Here is a 16,773-nt window from a genome sequence, read left to right as displayed (position 1 = left end):
TGAGGTACTGCCTCTGATGGGCATTGGTTTTGTGTTGTCGCGGCCGGCCTCTTCGCGGGCTAGCCTCGCTCCTGTTTTTTGGATTGCGTGCCACTGTAGGAGCGAGGCTTGCCCGCGAAGGCCGAAGGCCTCGATTTTCAGCGTTTCACGGCAGTCGGCTTATTCTGCTCAGCCCGCTTGCTCAGCAAGTCAAACACCGCCGGATACGCCGGCCGTTCGACATACCGCCCGGCACCACGCTCAGCGCGCAGATCACCATCGGCCCACACCACCCGGCCCTGGCTCACGGTATGGCTCGGCACACCGCGCACGGTCTTGCCTTCGAAGATGTTGAAGTCGACCTGCTGGTGGTGAGTCTTCGCCGAAATGGTCCGCGTGCCCTCCGGATCCCACAGCACCAGGTCCGCATCAGCGCCCACGCGGATCGCACCTTTACGCGGGTAGAGGTTGAAGATCTTCGCGGTGTTGGTGGAGGTCAGCGCCACGAAGTGCTGCATCGACAAACGGCCGGTGTTGACCCCCTCATCCCAGAGCACAGCCATGCGGTCTTCGATACCGGCAGTGCCATTGGGGATTTTGCTGAAGTCATCTCGCCCGGCGGCTTTTTGTTCGGCACAGAAGCAGCAGTGGTCGGTGGCGGTGGTGTGCAGGTTGCCTGATTGCAAACCGTGCCAAAGCGCTTCCTGGTGGCCGCGAGGACGGAAGGGCGGGCTCATCACGTAACCGGCGGCGGTCTGCCAGTCCGGGTGTTGGTAGACGCTGTCGTCCAGCAGCAGATGCCCGGCCAACACTTCGCCGTAGACCTGCTGGCCCTTGCTGCGGGCGTAGGTGATTTCGTCCAGCGCTTCCTTGGTCGAGACATGCACCAGGTACAGCGGCGTGCCCAGGGTTTCAGCAATGCGGATCGCCCTGCTCGCGGCTTCGCCTTCCACTTGAGAAGGTCGCGACAATGGATGCGCTTCGGGACCGGTGATGCCTTGGGCCATCAACTTGCGTTGCAGGTGATAGACCAGCTCACCGTTTTCCGCGTGCACGCTCGGAACCGCGCCCAACTCCAGGCAGCGCTCGAAACTCGCTACCAGGGTGTCGTCGGCGGCCATGATCGCGTTCTTGTACGCCATGAAATGCTTGAAGCTGTTGACCCCATGCTGGCTGACCAGCTCCGCCATTTCCTCGCGCACCTGTTCGCTCCACCAGGTAATGGCGACATGGAAACCGTAATCCGACGCCGACTTCTCGGCCCAGCCGCGCCACTGATGAAACGCCTCCATCAAGGATTGCTGTGGGTTGGGAATCACGAAGTCGATAATCGACGTGGTGCCACCGGCAAGGCCTGCCGCAGTGCCACTGAAAAAGTCTTCGCTGGCCACGGTGCCCATGAAGGGCAGTTGCATGTGCGTGTGCGGGTCGATGCCGCCGGGCATCAGGTATTGGCCGCTGCCGTCGAGCACTTCGGCGCCGGCCGGAACATCAAGATTGTCGCCGATGGCTTTTATCACGCCGTCGGCGCAATAGACGTCGGCGCGATAACTTTCATCATGGGTAATAACGGTGGCGCCACGGATCAACAGAGACATTCCGAGTTCCTCGCAGGCAATGACCGACTTATGTCGGTTCTAAATGTTTTATATGAAGCCGGCGCAAACAGGTGTATTCCTGTCAACGCTGTCAGGAATAGAAACTAGTCTGAGTTTATGGAATGAGCAAGAATATTTTTTATAAGCTTATATCTGTTTTAACATATTGATAAATAACAATTAAATTGTGAAATCACCAAAATGGTGTGGTCCTGAACCATTTTGACGCACTTGACAGGTTCTCAAAATGAACGAGATTTCTTATGTGAAATCAGCTGCTTGAGGATGGTCTATGGTTGATGCGCAACTTTGAAAAAAAAAGACCCATGCACCAGATTGAGCCCTGACGGTTCGGACAACTTGCCCGGCATTCGGCCTGAGTGAACAGGCAAGTAACCGAGGGACTATTTGAACGGTATATAAAAACTGATAAACATCAGTTGGTTGCGAATTTTTTGTGGAACTGCCCGATGCGCAAACGGGGTGCCCGGCACGCTTATTGATGCCAACAGCCCCTGATGAGCAAAAAATAATTCAAAGAACAGTGGAGCGGCCATGCAACAGATCAGATCGCAAGTGACCGAGCGCGACGGCTTGTTTGAGCTCGAAGCCGGCAGCGACGTCCTCGACAGTCCCCGTTACAACCACGACATGGCGCCGACCAAGGTGCGTGAACGAACCTGGAACAAATGGCACATTACCGCCCTGTGGGTTGGCATGGCGATTTGCGTGCCGACCTACACCCTCGGCGGCGTACTCACCGCTTATTTCGGTCTGAGCGTCGGCGAAGCACTGCTGGCGATTCTGTTCGCCAATATCATCGTATTGATCCCGCTGACCCTGAACGCCTTCCCCGGTACCAAGTACGGCATTCCATTTCCGGTGCTGCTGCGTTCGTCCTTCGGCATCCTCGGCTCCAACGTTCCTTGCCTGATTCGGGCGCTGGTGGCGTGCGGCTGGTTCGGCATTCAGACCATGTTTGGCGGACTGGCCATTCACCTGTTTCTCGGCTCGGTGTTCGATGGCTGGAAAGCCCTCGGCGGCACCGGCGAGGTGATTGGCTTCATGGTGTTCTGGGCCTTGAACCTGTGGGTGGTGATTCGCGGTGCGGACTCGATCAAATGGCTGGAAACCCTCTCCGCACCGCTGTTGGTGCTGGTGGGTGCAGGCCTGCTGGTGTGGGCCATGCCGAACGTGTCGATGACCGAACTTATGGCGATCCCGCCCAAGCGCCCGGAAGGCGCCAGCGTGGTCAGTTACTTTGCCGCCGGGCTGACCGCGATGGTCGGGTTCTGGGCCACGTTGTCCCTGAACATTCCGGACTTCAGTCGTTATGCGAAAAGCCAGAAGGACCAGATCGTCGGGCAAATCATCGGACTGCCCCTGACCATGTTCCTGTTCGCCTCGCTGGGCGTGGTAATGACGGCGGCCTCGGTCAAACTGGTGGGCGTCAGCGTCTCCGATCCGGTCACCCTGATCGGTCACATTCAGAGCCCGGTCTGGGTCGCGGTAGCCATGGCGCTGATCATCATTGCCACGTTGTCCACCAACACGGCGGCCAACATCGTGTCGCCGACCAACGATTTCCAGAACGTCGCGCCCAAGCTCATCAACCGCACGAAGGCGGTGATCCTCACTGGCCTGGTCGGCCTGGCGCTGATGGCCCATGAGCTGTTGAAGAAGCTTGGATTGATCGTTTCGGACCTGAGCCTGGAGACGGTGTACTCCAACTGGTTACTGGGCTATTCGAGCCTGTTGGGCCCGATCGCCGGGATCATGGTGGTGGACTATTTTCTGATCAAGAAACAGCAACTGGACTTGGCCGGTCTGTATCGCGATGACGTGTACCCGGCGTGGAACTGGTTCGGGTTTATCGCGTTTGGCGTGCCGGTGGCGTTGACGCTGCTGTCCCTGGGCAGCGATGCGTTCAGCTGGTTTTACAGTTATGGCTGGTTTACCGGCTCGGCGCTGGGGGGGCTGATTTATTACGGGTTGTGCTCGATGCGGCCTAGCGCGTCAATCGCGAAATCTGCGGCGTGAGCACTGGCCTCTTCGCGGGCAAGCCTCGCTCCTACAGGTTCGCGTATTCCTTGCAGGAGCGAAGCTTGCTCGCGAAGACGGCCTCAAAAACACCAAAAAAATATTCATAAGAACTGCCTGAGGAGATCACCATGAACGCTGCTGTAGACGTTCTGCAGTCCACCCATCAGCACATCAACCGCGACCGCTTGTGGCAGTCGCTCATGGACCTGGCCAAACTCGGCGCCACGGTCAAGGGTGGCGTCTGTCGCCTCGCCCTGACCGACCTCGACCGCCAGGCCCGGGACATTTTCGTCAACTGGTGCGAGGAGGCCGGTTGCACCGTCAGCGTCGACGCCGTCGGCAACATCTTCGCCCGCCGCCCCGGCCGCAACCCGAACCTGCCCCCGGTGATGACCGGCAGCCACATCGACACTCAACCCACGGGCGGCAAGTTCGATGGCTGCTTCGGTGTGCTGGCCGGCGTCGAGGTGCTGCGTACCCTCAACGACCTCGGCGTTGAAACCGAGGCGCCGCTGGAAGTGGTGGTCTGGACCAACGAAGAAGGCTCGCGCTTCGCCCCGTGCATGATGGGCTCCGGCGTGTTCGCGGAAAAATTCACCCTCGAAGAAACCCTGGCCAAGGTCGATGCCGATGGCGTCACCGTTGGCGAAGCGTTGAATGCCATTGGTTACGCCGGCCCACGCACGGTCAGCGGCCACGCCGTCGGTGCCTATTTCGAGGCGCACATCGAGCAAGGCCCGATCCTCGAAGACGAACACAAAACCATCGGCATCGTCATGGGCGCCCTCGGCCAGAAATGGTTCGACCTGAAACTGCGCGGCGTCGAAGCCCACGCCGGCCCGACGCCAATGCACCTGCGCAAGGACGCCTTGGTCGGCGCTGCCGTGATTGTCGGCGCAGTGAACCGCGCCGCTCTCGGCCATCAACCTCACGCCTGCGGCACCGTCGGATGCCTGCAAGCCTATCCCGGCTCACGCAATGTCATCCCCGGCGAAGTGCGCATGACCCTGGATTTCCGTCATCTGGAACCGGCGCGCCTGGACTCGATGATCGCCGAAGTCCGTGAAGTCATCGAAACCACCTGCGAGGAGCACGGCCTGACCTTCGAACTGACACCCACCGCCGACTTCCCGCCGCTCTACTTCGACAAGGGTTGCGTCGAAGCAGTACGCGGGGCTGCGCAGGGTCTGGGGCTGTCGCACATGGACATCGTCAGCGGAGCAGGGCACGACGCGATCTTCCTCGCTGAACTCGGCCCGGCCGGGATGATCTTCGTGCCGTGCGAAGGCGGCATCAGCCACAACGAAATCGAAAATGCCGCGCCGGATGATCTGGCGGCAGGGTGTGCGGTGTTGTTGCGGGCGATGCTGGCCGCGTCGGCGGCGATTGCCAGCGGCCAGCTGGCGGCCTGAAGCGCGAACATGATCGTAGACTTTGGCAGCGCCTGCGCCGCTGGAGCCTACGATCTACTGTGATTCGGTTACACGTCTGCCCGGATACGAGAAACCCCGGGTAGATCGGATCTACCCGGGGTTTCCTGTTTCAAACGGCCCAAAGCCGTTAATCAATAGCGCTGATACTTCGAACCAAACTCAGGGCGGTTTTCCGCGACGTAGAGTTTGCTGGCCTGACTGTCTTTGTGATCAACGCCGACAGTGTTCACGTTCAATGTTGCCGGTTGGCTGACTTTGGCTGCCGCAACGACTTGCGAGGTGGCATGTGGGGCGGCGATGGCGGATGTAGCGCCAAGAACCGACAGGGCGAAACCAAGACCAATGATGCTTTTCATGATGTTGCTCCAGTAGAGTGGGGAGAAGATGTGGCCACTGTAGTGCTGGAGCGTCGCGATGAGAAAACACCCTTGCGCATAGTTGATATCGAGCGCGTTGATCCACTGTCAGCGGGGGGTGGTGTCGCTGGGCCAACGCTGCCTGAGTCGTTCGAGACGTCCGTCGCGTCTCATTTCATCCAGCGCCTGTTGCCAGCGCGCCATCACCACCACGCCGCCTGGGGCCGGCTCGCTTCCACATTTGATCTCTGGCGGTTTGCAGAGTTTGATCAGTAACGCTGATATTTGGAGCCGAACTCAGGGCGATTCTCCGCGACGACAACCCCCCCTTGTACGGCATTCTTCGGGCTGATCGACGCGACACGTTCGCGCAGTTCTTGCAGGCGATCCGCGCCACCTTCAGCCACACGCTCACGAAGCTCTTGCAGGCGATCAGCGCCGCCTTCGGCAACGCGGTTCTCGATCAGGCGATCGGAGCCACCTTCAGCAACACGGTTGTTTTGCAGGTTTTCAGAGCCATATTCTGCGACGCGATTCTGTTGCAACCGGTCCGAGCCACCTTCCACCAACAGTTGCTGGATCTGGCTGTGGGACGCAGCGCTGACGGTATTGGCCGACGCCAGGTTCGACAGGCCGAGGCCGCCAACTAATGCCAGACCGAGTACCAGGGACGAGACTTTCGAGAAGTTGAACATGGGTGATTCTCCGTGCGCTTGAATGTGTGTGGGTCGGTAGCTGCTGCTATCCGGTGAACACAGTTAAACGCCCGGGTGTATCGGTGATGTGTGCTTGAACGCGCTGAAATCGGCTTATACGTATCCGTTCGGGGTTCTTATACAGACGGATACAAAACCCTTGCCCCAAGCTGCGACAAGGGTTGTGCCGCGAGGGTGAGCTCGGCGCACAGGCCGCCGCCTTCGCATGGCGTTGAACGCCTTGGCGGCATGGGCGACTTCGGTCGGGCCTTTTTCGTCCAGATGCACCGCGTGGGTGTTCGGATCCAGGGTGTCCACTGCCTGGGCGAGGCGGGTGAGGGGGCGGATGGCGACCCTGACCGCCAGCCAGGTGCAGATCAATAAGAGGGTCAGTTGCACCAGCAGCACCAGCAGCACCATCGGCAGCCACGAGGACAACGGCATCACCGATGGCCGGACGTCGATGGTCAGCGGGCTGCCGTCGGCGAGTTTCAGGTGTGCCTGGAAATGCTGTTGTGCACCTTGGATGCGAGTAAACGCCAAGGCATATTGCGCACCGACAGCGTCCGTGGCCAATGCAGGTAGCGTTTCATGATTCGGCGCCGAGCAATTCCACGGGATAGGAGAACACGTAGCCTTCGCTGCGCACGGTTTTGATGTAGGTCGACTCCCGGGAGTCATCCATCAGCCGTTGGCGCAGGCGGCTCACCAGCAAGTCGATGGAGCGGTCGAACAGGTCGGCGTCGCGGCCCTGGGTGAGGTTGAGCAACTGGTCGCGACTGAGCACGCGCTGCGGGTGATCGAGGAATACCCGGAGCAAGCGGTACTCGGCGCCACTGAGTGCAACCATCGTGTCGTCTTCGTCCAGCAAGTGGCGGGCGGTGGTGTCCAGGCGCCAGCGGCCGAAGCCCAGCAACCGGCCGCTTTCGGTGATGAGCAGGTTGGGCGGCAGCATCCGGGTGCGGCGCAGTACGGCGTTGATCCGCGCCAGCAGTTCGCGGGCGGAGAACGGTTTGGTCAGGTAATCGTCCGCGCCCATTTCCAGGCCGAGGATGCGGTCGGTTTCGTCGTTGCGGGCGGTGAGCATCAGGATCGGCGTGGCCTTGTGTTTGCCTGAGCGCAGCTCGCGGCACAGCAGCAGGCCGTCATCGCCGGGCATCATGATGTCGAGCACGATCAGGTCTACGGTGTTGGTTTCAAGAAAGCTGCGCATCTGCCGGCCATCGGCAACCACGGTGGTGCGCAGGCCGTTCTTTTTCAGGTAATTACCGACCAGTTCACGGATCTCGCGATCGTCATCGACGATCAGGATGTGGTTCACGTGTTCCATTGCTCAAACCTCTTGTTATTCGCACGTCGCGCATTCTAGGGAGCCACGCCGCACCTGCCTGCCGGCCTTTGTATCTCACTGTATCTGGAGATGACTTTGATACAGGGGCATACAAGTCGGTTTTTTTCAGGGGCGGGTATCGGCTGCCCTGTGTGACACCTTACGCCTTAATAGTCCCGGTTTTACGACACATGGAAGATACCTCCGGCCGTTTAAATGGGGATATCAAGACGGTGATTTCCACTGTAGAAGACGGCGGGGCAAATTGCGGGATTGTGAATGCGCGGGTGACGTATCTGGATTCGAGCGGTACGCAGAAGGTATTGGATTACAGCAAGTTTGCGGCGTGTGGCAATCAGGGCGGCTGATCTTGGCGGCCTTCGGGCCGAACAGATTCCCCGGATTTACCCGTTCAACCTGTAGGAGCGAGCCTGCTCGCGATAGCGGTCGTACAGGCAACAGCACAGTTGGATGTACCGGCCTCATCGCGAGCAACCTTGCTCTCACAAGGCCGACTCGCGATGTTACAGCTCACATAAGCTTTGTTATGCAACCACCTGATAGCACGGAATATAAGCCGCGCCACCCGGCAGTTTCATCCGGTGCTGCGCAACGAAGGCCTTGAGCAATTGATCAAGCGGATGCATGACCGCCGCATCGCCACGGATCTGGTAAGGGCCGTGTTCTTCGATCAGTCGGATGCCCTTGTCCTTGACGTTGCCGGCGACGATGCCGGAGAACGCGCGGCGCAGGTTGGCCGCCAGTTCGTGGGGTGGCAGGTCGCGGCTGAGTTTGAGGTTGGCCATGTTTTCGTGGGTCGGGTCGAACGGGCGCTGGAAGCCTTCGTCGATTTTCAGCAGCCAGTTGAAATGGAACGCGTCATTGCGCTCGCGGCGGAACTGTTTGACTGCTTTGAGGCCTTGGGTCATCTGGCGCGCGACTTCGGCCGGGTCGTCGATGATGATTTCGTAGTGTTGTTTCGCGGCGTCACCCAGCGTTGCGCCGACAAACGCGTCGAGTTGCTCCAGATACGGCGCCGCATGTTTCGGCCCGGTGAGCACCACGGGGAAGGGCAGGCCTGCGTTGTCCGGGTGCATGAGGATGCCGAGCAGGTACAGGAACTCTTCGGCTGTGCCGGCGCCGCCCGGGAAAATGATGATGCCGTGGCCCACGCGCACGAAGGCTTCCAGGCGTTTCTCGATGTCCGGCAGGATCACCAGTTCGTTGACGATCGGGTTCGGCGCTTCGGCGGCGATAATGCCGGGCTCGGTCAAACCGAGGTAGCGGCCACCGTGGATGCGTTGCTTGGCGTGGGCGATGGTCGCGCCTTTCATCGGGCCTTTCATCACGCCGGGGCCGCAACCGGTGCAGATGTCGAGGCTGCGCAGGCCCAGTTCATGGCCGACTTTCTTGGTGTATTTGTATTCTTCGGTGTTGATCGAGTGGCCACCCCAGCACACCACGATCTTCGGCTCGACACCGGGGCGCAGGGTGCGGGCGTTGCGCAGCAGGTGGAAGACGTAGTCGCTGATGCCCTGGGAGGTGCTCAGGTCGATGCGCTGGGCGTCGAGCTCGTTTTCGGTGTAGACGATGTCACGCAGGGCGCTGAACAGCATTTCCCGGGTGCTGGCGATCATTTCGCCGTCGACGAAGGCGTCAGCGGGGGCATTCAGCAGTTCCAGGCGGACGCCGCGGTCCTGCTGGTGGATGCGGATTTCGAAATCTTTGTAGGCTTCAAGGATGGTCTTGGCGTTATCAACATGGGCGCCGGTATTGAGGATGGCCAGGGCGCACTGGCGGAATAAGGTGTAGGTGCTGCCGGATCCGGCTTCGCTCAGTTGCTGTACTTCACGTTGAGAAAGGGTTTCCAGGCTGCCTTTAGGGCTGACGGAGGCGTTGATTACTTGTCGTTGGGTCATTCAATGATCCTTAAAACGATGCCGTTCAATCAGGCAAATGGCATCCGAATAGTGTGTATCCAAGAAAGAAGATGGCACGAACTGCGCTGTATCGCCATGTTCCCCGTTTGACGATGAAAAGATGAAGAGGCGCCCAGCATAGCTAAATCCTGCACAGGGGCGATAATGCCCCGCAGTCTTTTCGCTCACCGAGCCTTTTACCATTGATGCAAGGAACCCCGTCACGATGTTCGAAATCCAGCCGATGAACGCCGAACTCTTTCGAAAGCAGACGCGGCGCAGCACGGTCATTATTGCGCTGATATTTCTGGCGCTGGCGATGGTGCTGTCCACTGCGGCGGTGGCGTTGTTTGGCGAGCCGGGGGGCGACAATCTGCGATTTAACGTCGGCGGCGTGTTTGTCGCGGTGCTGCTGATGGTGGCGCTGATGCGCGGCATGTTCTGGTCTCAGGCCTGGATGGCGCCGGCGGTGTACGGCTGGCAGCTCAAGCGCAGCCTGATGAGCATAACCAATGTGATGCATCAAGTGACGGCGGCGGTGGAGGCGGGTGATCCGACGGCCATGAAACTGCTGCGTTTCTACCATCTGGGCTTGAGCCAGATGCACGAACTGGACGGCAACTCCAGCGACCATGGGCAATTGAGCCGGGAAGTGGAGCAACACAAGGCGCGGATGGAAGCGCTGGGCCTCGACACCGAACAGACACAACTGAACCCCGCCTGGCTTGAAGCAGTGAAGCAGACACCGACGTAAATCCCGTGGGGTCGCATCCTCACCCCACACAAACCCGTCACAACGCGAGCAAATCGCCTATCTTGTTTCTGGTGGGGTATAGCGGTCCGAGTGTCAGGCACGACTGGATGGCGCTAAAAGGGCGAACGGGAAAAGTCGCCATGTCATAACGAGTCAGGGAGCGTCATGGGACATCCGTCCATCAACGACCGAATTGAACACAGCCGGCCCGTCGCGCCTTGGGGGGCCGAGCAAATCGAGTCCCAGCGCAGGGTCCGCTACGCGGTTGTCCTGCTCGTGGCGGTGTGCCTGTCCTTGACGGCCATTGTGATCTGGGAAGCCTGGAACTCGCGCCAGTACCATTTGCATGACAAAGAAGTGGCAATGTCCAACCTTGCCCAGACCCTGACGTCGCAAGCGCAGTCGTCAATCAAACAGGCCGATACGCTGCTGTTTGCCTTGGTGGACCGCGTCGAAAACGAGGGCGTGGCCTCAGCGCAGCTGCCCAGATTCAGACGGTTGCTCGCCGCCCAACGCAGTGAGCTGACCCAGCTCCATGGTTTGTTCGTATTTGACGAAAAAGGGGGGTGGATCGCCAATTCCAACGGTGCGGATATACCCGGTGCGAACAATTCCGACCGTGAATACTTCATCTACCATCGTGAACATACTGACCGGGGACCTCATATCGGACCGTCGATCAAGAGTCGATCGACCCGCGAATGGATCATGACCGTGTCACGCAGGATCAATCATCCAGATGGCAGTTTCGCCGGTGTGGCGCTGGCAACGATCTACCTCGACCATTTTCTCGCGCTGTACGACAGCATCGACATGGGCCAAAACGGCGTGATCAACCTGATCGCCGACGATGGCAGCATCGTCGTTCGCCGGCCATTCAACGAAGCCGACGTCGGCACCAGCGTCGCCAAGGGGCCGCTGTTCATGCAGCTGTTGCCCAAGGGCAATTCCGGCACGGCCACCGTCAAGTCATATGTTGATGGTGTGGAGCGAGTGGTGGGGTTTCGGCGGGTTGATGGTTATCCGCTGATCGTCTTTGCCGGCCTGGACAAGCGAGACGTCCTGGCCGGCTGGCGCGAGGAGTCCATCCTCAGCGCTGGCATCGTGCTGTTGCTTTTGGTGTTTCTGGGAGGGCTCGGCTATCGCCTCATTCGCTTCATGAAGCAGCAGAATCATTTTCAGAGCGTGCTGCTTGATGCCCGGGAAAAGCTCATCGAGGTCAACCGCAGCCTTGAACTGCTGGCGCTCGAAGACGCACTCACCGGGCTCTCCAACCGGCGTCAGTTCGATCTGTTCATCCTCGCGGAAATGGGCCGGGCCCGGCGCACGGTGACCCACCTCGCCATGCTGATGATCGATGTCGATCACTTCAAGAGCTTCAATGATCGTTATGGGCACGTGGCGGGTGATGACTGTCTGCGCAAAATCAGCGCGATTATCAAGGACAACATCAAACGCCCCGGCGATCTGGCCGCCCGCTATGGCGGCGAGGAGTTCACGGTGGTGCTGCCCGGCACCGACTATGTGGGGGCGTTTCTGGTCGCCGAAAAAATTCGTCGCGGGGTGCAGCAGGCCGGCATCGTACACAGCGAATGCCCTGAGGGTATGGTGACGGTCAGCGTGGGGGTTTGCGCCTACAACCCGGCCTCGCAGGATCAGCCCGACGACCTGGTCACCGCTGCGGACAAAGCGTTGTACGTGGCCAAGGCCAGTGGGCGGAACATGAGCGTCATCGCCAACTGACTTGAAACGAAGCGGTCACTGCCCTGGACCGCAGGACACGGTAGAAGGCGCTTTGCCCAGGTCCGCGACAGGCTGCCGGTTTCGCGGATGGCTTGAAGCAACGTCAGGTCTTCAATCGACAGCATTTTCGATTCTCGGCGGGTATTTCAGGCTGCCCGGCGTAACTTCCACAACCTGATCAGCCGAAGATAGACCATGACGTTGATCACCAGCACCACGCTGCCCAGCGCCAGTTGAATCGCCGGTGTCAGCCCTGCGGGGTAAATGACCGGCCACACGTAGTGTTCGATGAAGCCACCGCCGTAACCGGTTTGCCCAGCGGCCTGGCGCATGACGTTTTCCCATTGAGTCAGGGGACACATCAGGTGGAAGACTTCCACACTCACGCCCCACACAGCAGCGGGCAGGTGCCACCAGATCAGCGGTCGCCATTTGAGCACCAGCAGCCCGCCGAACAGCACGAACAGAATGAACAGCAAATGAAACAGCACCAGCCCATCGGCGGCGATCCGGTAAAGCATGTCGACTCCCTGACGCGTTAGGCGAATGGCTCCATGGTACTCGGGTTCTGTTCCTTGCTGCTGCCCAGAGCTATTCGGCAAGTGCTGCCCGCAAGTGCGCAAGATTGTTCAAGCCATCGAACGCAACTGCTGGCACAGTCTGGCGTCTTCCCCTGGTTGTAGAGCTTTATGTCGAACTCACTCATGCCGCGCAGTGCCTTTCTTCGCGGCGCTGTAGCGATCATGCCGTTGTCCCTGGCGACCGCGCCCTGGGGTCTGCTGGCCGGGTCCATGGCCATCGAGGCCAATCTCACGCCGCTGCAAGGTCAAGGGTTGTCGAGCATCGTGTTTGCCGGTGCCGCGCAATTGGTCGCCATCGGCATGCTCAAGGGCGGTGCCGGGATCTTTTCGATTTTGCTGACCACGCTGTTACTGACCTCCCAGCATTTGCTGTACGGAATGAGTATGCGTTCGGTGATTTCACCGCTGCCGGGTCGCTGGCGCGTGGGGCTGGGGTTTTTGCTCACTGACGAGCTGTTCGCACTGACCAGCCAGCATGACAAACAGCAGTTCAATCGCTGGTACGCCCTGGGCGTTGGCCTGACGTTTTACATCGCCTGGAACCTGTTCACGCTGGCCGGCATCGTCCTCGGCAGCAGCATTCCCGGCCTCGAACACTTGGGGCTGGACTTCTCCATCGCTGCGACCTTCATTGCCCTGATCACCCCGGTGGTACGCAACGTTCCGACGGTGGTCTGCGTCGCGGTTTCGCTGTTTTGTTCCGTGTTGTTCAGCTACTGGCAATGGGGCTCGGCGCTGGTGCTGTCGGGGTTGGCGGGCATGACTGCAGGCTTCATCTGCAACAAATTCCATGGGGGGCGCACATGATGGTCTGGGCTGTAATTATCGGGATGGGCGTGCTCGTCTTCCTGAACCGCTACGTATTCCTCGAACCACGACTGCCGCTGCGCTTGAGCAGCAATGCCCGGCAGTTCCTCGGTTTTGCCGTGCCGGGGATGCTGACCGCGATCTGCGGACCGATTGTGTTCATGCCGGACAAACAGCTGAATCTGCAGTGGGACAACCCGTACCTGATCAGTTCGCTGGTGGCAGTGGGATTGGTGCTGTACACCCGCAATACCTTGCTCAGCATGCTTTTGAGCATGGGGTTTTTCTTTTTGCTGCGCTGGTGGCTTTGAGTCGCGCTTCGGAAACTGTTCTACGCTTAAAGGGAATTCCTTCAGGAAGCGAGGCGCGTATGGCCAATGAACCAAAACGTCCTGATCTGGATGAAGATGAGGATGAACCGACTCAAGAAGAGCTTGAGCGACAGAGGCGTTCGACACCGGACTGGAAGCACCCCGACGATGGTAAAGAACTGTCAGATCGTGACCAAGAGCGTCCGCTGAAGCCCTGACGGGTCCGCATCCCCCACCGCTGACCTTCAGTCGAGCAAGCGCCCTCGCCACGGAAGCAGGTGTGTCTGAAGTGCTTTGCTTGATTGAACAGTCATTCGCGATCAAGCGGGGCGGGTAAGGCCGTCAGATCGCCTCATTCCAACGTATCTGCGTGATACCCAGTTGTTGAGCGCTCAAGCGCGCCGTTTCGGGGGAGGCGTGGGCGGCGATCTTTCCGTCGGATTGCGGAAAGGCATGCGCCGAGGCTGAACGAATTGCGTCAACATCGGAGAACTGTTCAGCCAGTTTGAAAAAGTGCTGACGAACGCCATCGAGCAAATAATGCACGGCATAGGGAACGAGTTCGCTCATGTATTCCTCCTTAAATTCGCCACGGCTTTGATTCAGGCATCGAACGGGCAATTCGCAAAGTCTGGGGTGCAATCCTTGTGCGGATAAGAGCTGAAAAAAAGAGGCCTCGATGGGCCTCTTCTTCAGAGTGCAACAATGTTCGGTTCGTTCAGTCTTGTGCTGAACTCAGCAGCGCCTCACTTCAAATATCGTCCAGTGACGGAAAATCCGGGTGGGAGGCCCGGTAGCCCAACGTCTTGTCGATCCAGGCATTCAATTCGTTGACCATGACTGGCGGCTTGCCGGAGTAGGCTGCGAGGGTTGAGCGCAGGATGTCGTTGATATTAGGGATGGAACGCAGGTTTCGGGTCTTTATGTATTGCCCGATAAAGCAGTCAAGTTGATAGCGTTCTGTCAGCGACAGGTACACGCACTCCAGACCGCCGACTTGATTAATGACAAGATCTTCGCGCAACTTAGTTCTCTGCAGGCTCGTTGGATTTAGGGATTTCCTTGTTTATTGACTCTTTGGTCAATTAGGTACTGCCAGGGGAAATGCGGCGCGCATGCTATCTGTAGCACTACTAAATGTATGTACAACAATTCAATTGTCAGACAAGCGGTTAATGCATCGTTTTGCCGCATTCCTTTTAGTGTTTCTTGGATGAAACAGTCCGTGTAACGTTTATGCCGTTCGGCTATTCAGAAACCGGAAATGGATCCAATTCAAGTCAGCTTATCAATCAACATTGCACTCTGGTTCCTGACATTTCCCACTGCCTTATCGACTCTGTACCACTCGAACACTTCACTGACTTCACCTTGCATGAGCACCATCTGCTCGGCACGCTCTTTAGGCGTAGCCGGGTCCAGCCATTCATGTGCCAGTTGCACAGACAACACCACTGGCCGTCGGTCATGAATGTCGAGCATGCCGCCAGCGCTGTCCGCCGTGATGATGACGAAACCGTCGTCGCCGCGCGGCTCGCTGCCACCGTGGGGGAACTGGCCGATCGCCGCGCAGTAGATCGGCGCCCGATCCCGTCGACGAATCAGCCACGGCTGCCGCGTCGTGTCGCCGGCATCCACCCATTCGAACCAGTTGTCGATCGGCACAATCGCACGGTGCGGCCAGATCGCCCGGAAGAACGGGCCATGAGCGACTTTCTCGACCCGGGCATTGATTGGCGCCGACCGGTCCTTCGCCCAGTGCGGCCGCCATCCCCAGCGCACCGAATCGGCGTGCAACCCGTCAGGCTCAAGGTGCAGCAGGGCGAGTTGAGTGGTGGGCGCGGCGTTGTAGCGGGCCAGCGGTTCATCACCGACATGGTTGATCAGCGCGTCGGGAATGCTCAGCACCGCGACAAAGTCGTGAATGCCACGGTACTGCGAGAGTCGTCCGCACATCGGTTAATCCTCAGGCTTGAGCTTTTAGTGTAGGAGCACGGGTACCGTCCTTCGCGAGGATGCTGTGGTTGAACGGCCAATTCCTGACGAATGTAGCTCTGGCGATGGTTCCAGCAGTCGTTGGCGCGGTAAGCCACGAGGGTGAGCGCTGGAACCAAACACTGTGTACCCTGATCCAACCTCGGCCTGCAGCGACCTGCGGGCTGACAAGGGATCAATGGGCGAAGGGTTTTTGCCGTTTTAACGTGATGACCATTACGGTCTGGCCCAAGGCAAACCATGAAACAGTTGTTCAAGGCTCTCACTACGCTAGCCATCGCTGTCGGGCTCGCTGGCTGCATCGCTTCACCGATCGAGCTGACCCCGCAGACCGAACAGCGTCTGCGCGCGCAGCCACCGATCCGCTTTGTGCTGACCTTCGACGACGGCCCCAGCGCATCAAGTTTCTGGAACCCGAGCATGACGGTGCTCGACAGCCTCGCGCAGAACCCGGTGCAACCGGGGATCAAAGCGGTGTTCTTCGTGCAGACCGGCGCGCCACGGGCCGGCGACAGCGACATCGGGCGCGGGGTCATGCACCGGGAGCAGGCTGAAGGGCATGTGCTGGGTTTCCACACGGCGACCCATTCGCACACCAATCACCGCTCGCTGAGTCCGCAAGAGCTGGAGCAATCATTGAGCAAGGGCAGTGCCGACATTGCCGCAATCACCGGCGCACCGCCCACCCTGGTGCGTCCGCCGTTCTGGAACTACGACACACGTGTGTTCGCCGCCTATCAGCGACATGGCCTGCACCTGTTGCTGACCGACCTGAGCGCCAACGACGGCAAGATCTGGGGCTTCAACGCCAGCCCGCGGCGACGGGCCAACATGTTGCGGCAACTGTCCGAAGTGCGTGAACGCATTGCACTGGGCGAATTGCCGACGGTGGACGGTGTGATTCCGGTGGTGGTGACCTTCCACGACCTTAATCGCTACACCGCCCGGCATGCCCGCGAATACCTGCAAATCCTCCTCGACAGCGCCCGTGCCACGGGGGTGACGGTGGCGCAGAAGCCGTTTTACGACGACAGGGCGGCGCTGCAACGGGCGGCTTTGGCGCGCACTGTCAGAAGCGGTTCAGAGGCAGTGAAGTTGCCGGGAATCTGGAATTGGTTGTGGGACGGGGATTCTCATTAGAACTTCAACAAAATGAGAAACAGCTAACACTTAATGTGAGGCCGGCGGGCGCAGACGGGCGAAAATGGATCTATGCTCAGCGGGTCGAA

General features: G+C 59.2%; 18 protein-coding genes and 1 pseudogene. 9 read left to right on the top strand and 10 right to left on the bottom strand.

The window, feature by feature from the left end:
* Positions 1-137: 137 nt before the first annotated feature.
* The gene (hydA, locus tag AC1ROI_RS30130; RefSeq protein ID WP_102595154.1) at positions 138-1,577 is read right to left on the bottom strand and encodes a dihydropyrimidinase; all 1,440 of its coding nucleotides are present in this window, start codon (positions 1,575-1,577) and stop codon (positions 138-140) included.
* Between the two features lie 555 nt (positions 1,578-2,132).
* Here hydA and AC1ROI_RS30125 point away from each other — a divergent pair.
* Positions 2,133-3,617, top strand: a complete 1,485-nt coding sequence (locus tag AC1ROI_RS30125) for an NCS1 family nucleobase:cation symporter-1 (protein ID WP_102595153.1) — start codon at positions 2,133-2,135, stop codon at positions 3,615-3,617.
* Between the two features lie 131 nt (positions 3,618-3,748).
* A complete protein-coding gene (locus AC1ROI_RS30120) occupies positions 3,749-5,032 on the top strand; it encodes a Zn-dependent hydrolase (protein WP_077749280.1) in 1,284 nt (427 codons plus the stop codon).
* Positions 5,033-5,184: 152 nt separating this feature from the next.
* Here AC1ROI_RS30120 and AC1ROI_RS30115 read toward each other — a convergent pair whose 3' ends face one another.
* The 4 genes and pseudogenes from AC1ROI_RS30115 to AC1ROI_RS30100 form a co-directional block, all read right to left on the bottom strand.
* Positions 5,185-5,409 carry a hypothetical protein gene (locus AC1ROI_RS30115; protein WP_010455083.1) on the bottom strand — a complete coding sequence of 75 codons (225 nt, stop codon included), beginning with the start codon at positions 5,407-5,409 and terminating at the stop codon, positions 5,185-5,187.
* A 269-nt stretch (positions 5,410-5,678) separates the two neighbouring features.
* Entirely contained in the window at positions 5,679-6,104 is a 426-nt protein-coding gene (locus tag AC1ROI_RS30110; RefSeq protein ID WP_077749279.1) for a hypothetical protein, read from the bottom strand.
* A 216-nt stretch (positions 6,105-6,320) separates the two neighbouring features.
* Positions 6,321-6,671: pseudogene (locus tag AC1ROI_RS30105) on the bottom strand (HAMP domain-containing protein); the annotation flags it as partial.
* 22 nt (positions 6,672-6,693) lie between these two features.
* Positions 6,694-7,434, bottom strand: a complete 741-nt coding sequence (locus AC1ROI_RS30100; RefSeq protein ID WP_077749277.1) for a response regulator — start codon at positions 7,432-7,434, stop codon at positions 6,694-6,696.
* Positions 7,435-7,625: 191 nt separating this feature from the next.
* Between AC1ROI_RS30100 and AC1ROI_RS30095 the strand changes: the two genes are divergently transcribed.
* Positions 7,626-7,802, top strand: a complete 177-nt coding sequence (locus AC1ROI_RS30095; protein WP_083377299.1) for a DUF2790 domain-containing protein — start codon at positions 7,626-7,628, stop codon at positions 7,800-7,802.
* 177 nt (positions 7,803-7,979) lie between these two features.
* Here AC1ROI_RS30095 and ppnN read toward each other — a convergent pair whose 3' ends face one another.
* Positions 7,980-9,353, bottom strand: coding sequence for a nucleotide 5'-monophosphate nucleosidase PpnN (gene ppnN, locus AC1ROI_RS30090; protein ID WP_102595152.1), 1,374 nt, complete (start codon positions 9,351-9,353; stop codon positions 7,980-7,982).
* A gap of 226 nt (positions 9,354-9,579) precedes the next feature.
* On the opposite strand from ppnN, the gene AC1ROI_RS30085 reads away from it, so the two are divergent.
* Both AC1ROI_RS30085 and AC1ROI_RS30080 read left to right on the top strand, forming a co-directional pair.
* A complete protein-coding gene (locus AC1ROI_RS30085; RefSeq protein ID WP_077749275.1) occupies positions 9,580-10,107 on the top strand; it encodes a DUF3087 domain-containing protein in 528 nt (175 codons plus the stop codon).
* A 165-nt stretch (positions 10,108-10,272) separates the two neighbouring features.
* Positions 10,273-11,850, top strand: a complete 1,578-nt coding sequence (locus AC1ROI_RS30080) for a sensor domain-containing diguanylate cyclase (protein WP_083376529.1) — start codon at positions 10,273-10,275, stop codon at positions 11,848-11,850.
* A 146-nt stretch (positions 11,851-11,996) separates the two neighbouring features.
* Here AC1ROI_RS30080 and AC1ROI_RS30075 read toward each other — a convergent pair whose 3' ends face one another.
* A complete protein-coding gene (locus tag AC1ROI_RS30075; RefSeq protein ID WP_010455070.1) occupies positions 11,997-12,371 on the bottom strand; it encodes a DUF2784 domain-containing protein in 375 nt (124 codons plus the stop codon).
* A gap of 168 nt (positions 12,372-12,539) precedes the next feature.
* Between AC1ROI_RS30075 and AC1ROI_RS30070 the strand changes: the two genes are divergently transcribed.
* Genes AC1ROI_RS30070 through AC1ROI_RS30060 form a run of 3 tightly spaced genes read left to right on the top strand, consistent with a single transcriptional unit; the run spans position 12,540 to position 13,767 of the window.
* Positions 12,540-13,238, top strand: coding sequence for an AzlC family ABC transporter permease (locus AC1ROI_RS30070; RefSeq protein WP_042932778.1), 699 nt, complete (start codon positions 12,540-12,542; stop codon positions 13,236-13,238).
* A complete protein-coding gene (locus AC1ROI_RS30065; protein ID WP_010455066.1) occupies positions 13,238-13,549 on the top strand; it encodes an AzlD domain-containing protein in 312 nt (103 codons plus the stop codon). Before AC1ROI_RS30070 ends, AC1ROI_RS30065 begins: the two co-directional genes overlap by 1 nt.
* 59 nt (positions 13,550-13,608) lie before the next feature.
* Positions 13,609-13,767: a hypothetical protein gene (locus AC1ROI_RS30060; RefSeq protein WP_167362281.1), complete on the top strand. Its 159-nt coding sequence runs from the start codon at positions 13,609-13,611 to the stop codon at positions 13,765-13,767.
* 124 nt (positions 13,768-13,891) lie between these two features.
* Here the strand turns inward: AC1ROI_RS30060 and AC1ROI_RS30055 are convergent, their stop codons facing one another.
* The 3 genes from AC1ROI_RS30055 to AC1ROI_RS30045 all read right to left on the bottom strand — a co-directional run bounded on the left by AC1ROI_RS30055 (position 13,892) and on the right by AC1ROI_RS30045 (position 15,505).
* Complete coding sequence (locus AC1ROI_RS30055) at positions 13,892-14,119, bottom strand: DUF6555 family protein (protein ID WP_077749272.1); 228 nt, start codon at positions 14,117-14,119, stop codon at positions 13,892-13,894.
* Positions 14,120-14,300: 181 nt separating this feature from the next.
* A complete protein-coding gene (locus AC1ROI_RS30050) occupies positions 14,301-14,573 on the bottom strand; it encodes a hypothetical protein (RefSeq protein ID WP_077749271.1) in 273 nt (90 codons plus the stop codon).
* Positions 14,574-14,824: 251 nt separating this feature from the next.
* Positions 14,825-15,505 carry an SOS response-associated peptidase gene (locus tag AC1ROI_RS30045; protein ID WP_102595151.1) on the bottom strand — a complete coding sequence of 227 codons (681 nt, stop codon included), beginning with the start codon at positions 15,503-15,505 and terminating at the stop codon, positions 14,825-14,827.
* Positions 15,506-15,784: 279 nt separating this feature from the next.
* Here AC1ROI_RS30045 and AC1ROI_RS30040 point away from each other — a divergent pair, with 279 nt between their 5' ends.
* A complete protein-coding gene (locus AC1ROI_RS30040) occupies positions 15,785-16,684 on the top strand; it encodes a polysaccharide deacetylase family protein (protein WP_010455058.1) in 900 nt (299 codons plus the stop codon).
* Positions 16,685-16,773 lie beyond the last annotated feature (89 nt).

The organism is Pseudomonas sp. GW823-FHT02C02, assembly GCF_058797635.1.
The sequence above is the reverse complement of the archived record's forward strand: the minus strand, read 5'-3'. Positions and strand labels throughout refer to the sequence as shown.

Coding starts and splice junctions, on each gene's coding strand:
- hydA (WP_102595154.1), bottom strand. CDS start 1,577: ATGTCTCTGTTGATCCGTGGCGCCACCGTTATTACCCATGATGAAAGT.
- AC1ROI_RS30125 (WP_102595153.1), top strand. CDS start 2,133: ATGCAACAGATCAGATCGCAAGTGACCGAGCGCGACGGCTTGTTTGAG.
- AC1ROI_RS30120 (WP_077749280.1), top strand. CDS start 3,749: ATGAACGCTGCTGTAGACGTTCTGCAGTCCACCCATCAGCACATCAAC.
- AC1ROI_RS30115 (WP_010455083.1), bottom strand. CDS start 5,409: ATGAAAAGCATCATTGGTCTTGGTTTCGCCCTGTCGGTTCTTGGCGCT.
- AC1ROI_RS30110 (WP_077749279.1), bottom strand. CDS start 6,104: ATGTTCAACTTCTCGAAAGTCTCGTCCCTGGTACTCGGTCTGGCATTA.
- AC1ROI_RS30100 (WP_077749277.1), bottom strand. CDS start 7,434: ATGGAACACGTGAACCACATCCTGATCGTCGATGACGATCGCGAGATC.
- AC1ROI_RS30095 (WP_083377299.1), top strand. CDS start 7,626: ATGGAAGATACCTCCGGCCGTTTAAATGGGGATATCAAGACGGTGATT.
- ppnN (WP_102595152.1), bottom strand. CDS start 9,353: ATGACCCAACGACAAGTAATCAACGCCTCCGTCAGCCCTAAAGGCAGC.
- AC1ROI_RS30085 (WP_077749275.1), top strand. CDS start 9,580: ATGTTCGAAATCCAGCCGATGAACGCCGAACTCTTTCGAAAGCAGACG.
- AC1ROI_RS30080 (WP_083376529.1), top strand. CDS start 10,273: ATGGGACATCCGTCCATCAACGACCGAATTGAACACAGCCGGCCCGTC.
- AC1ROI_RS30075 (WP_010455070.1), bottom strand. CDS start 12,371: ATGCTTTACCGGATCGCCGCCGATGGGCTGGTGCTGTTTCATTTGCTG.
- AC1ROI_RS30070 (WP_042932778.1), top strand. CDS start 12,540: ATGTCGAACTCACTCATGCCGCGCAGTGCCTTTCTTCGCGGCGCTGTA.
- AC1ROI_RS30065 (WP_010455066.1), top strand. CDS start 13,238: ATGGTCTGGGCTGTAATTATCGGGATGGGCGTGCTCGTCTTCCTGAAC.
- AC1ROI_RS30060 (WP_167362281.1), top strand. CDS start 13,609: ATGGCCAATGAACCAAAACGTCCTGATCTGGATGAAGATGAGGATGAA.
- AC1ROI_RS30055 (WP_077749272.1), bottom strand. CDS start 14,119: ATGAGCGAACTCGTTCCCTATGCCGTGCATTATTTGCTCGATGGCGTT.
- AC1ROI_RS30045 (WP_102595151.1), bottom strand. CDS start 15,505: ATGTGCGGACGACTCTCGCAGTACCGTGGCATTCACGACTTTGTCGCG.
- AC1ROI_RS30040 (WP_010455058.1), top strand. CDS start 15,785: ATGAAACAGTTGTTCAAGGCTCTCACTACGCTAGCCATCGCTGTCGGG.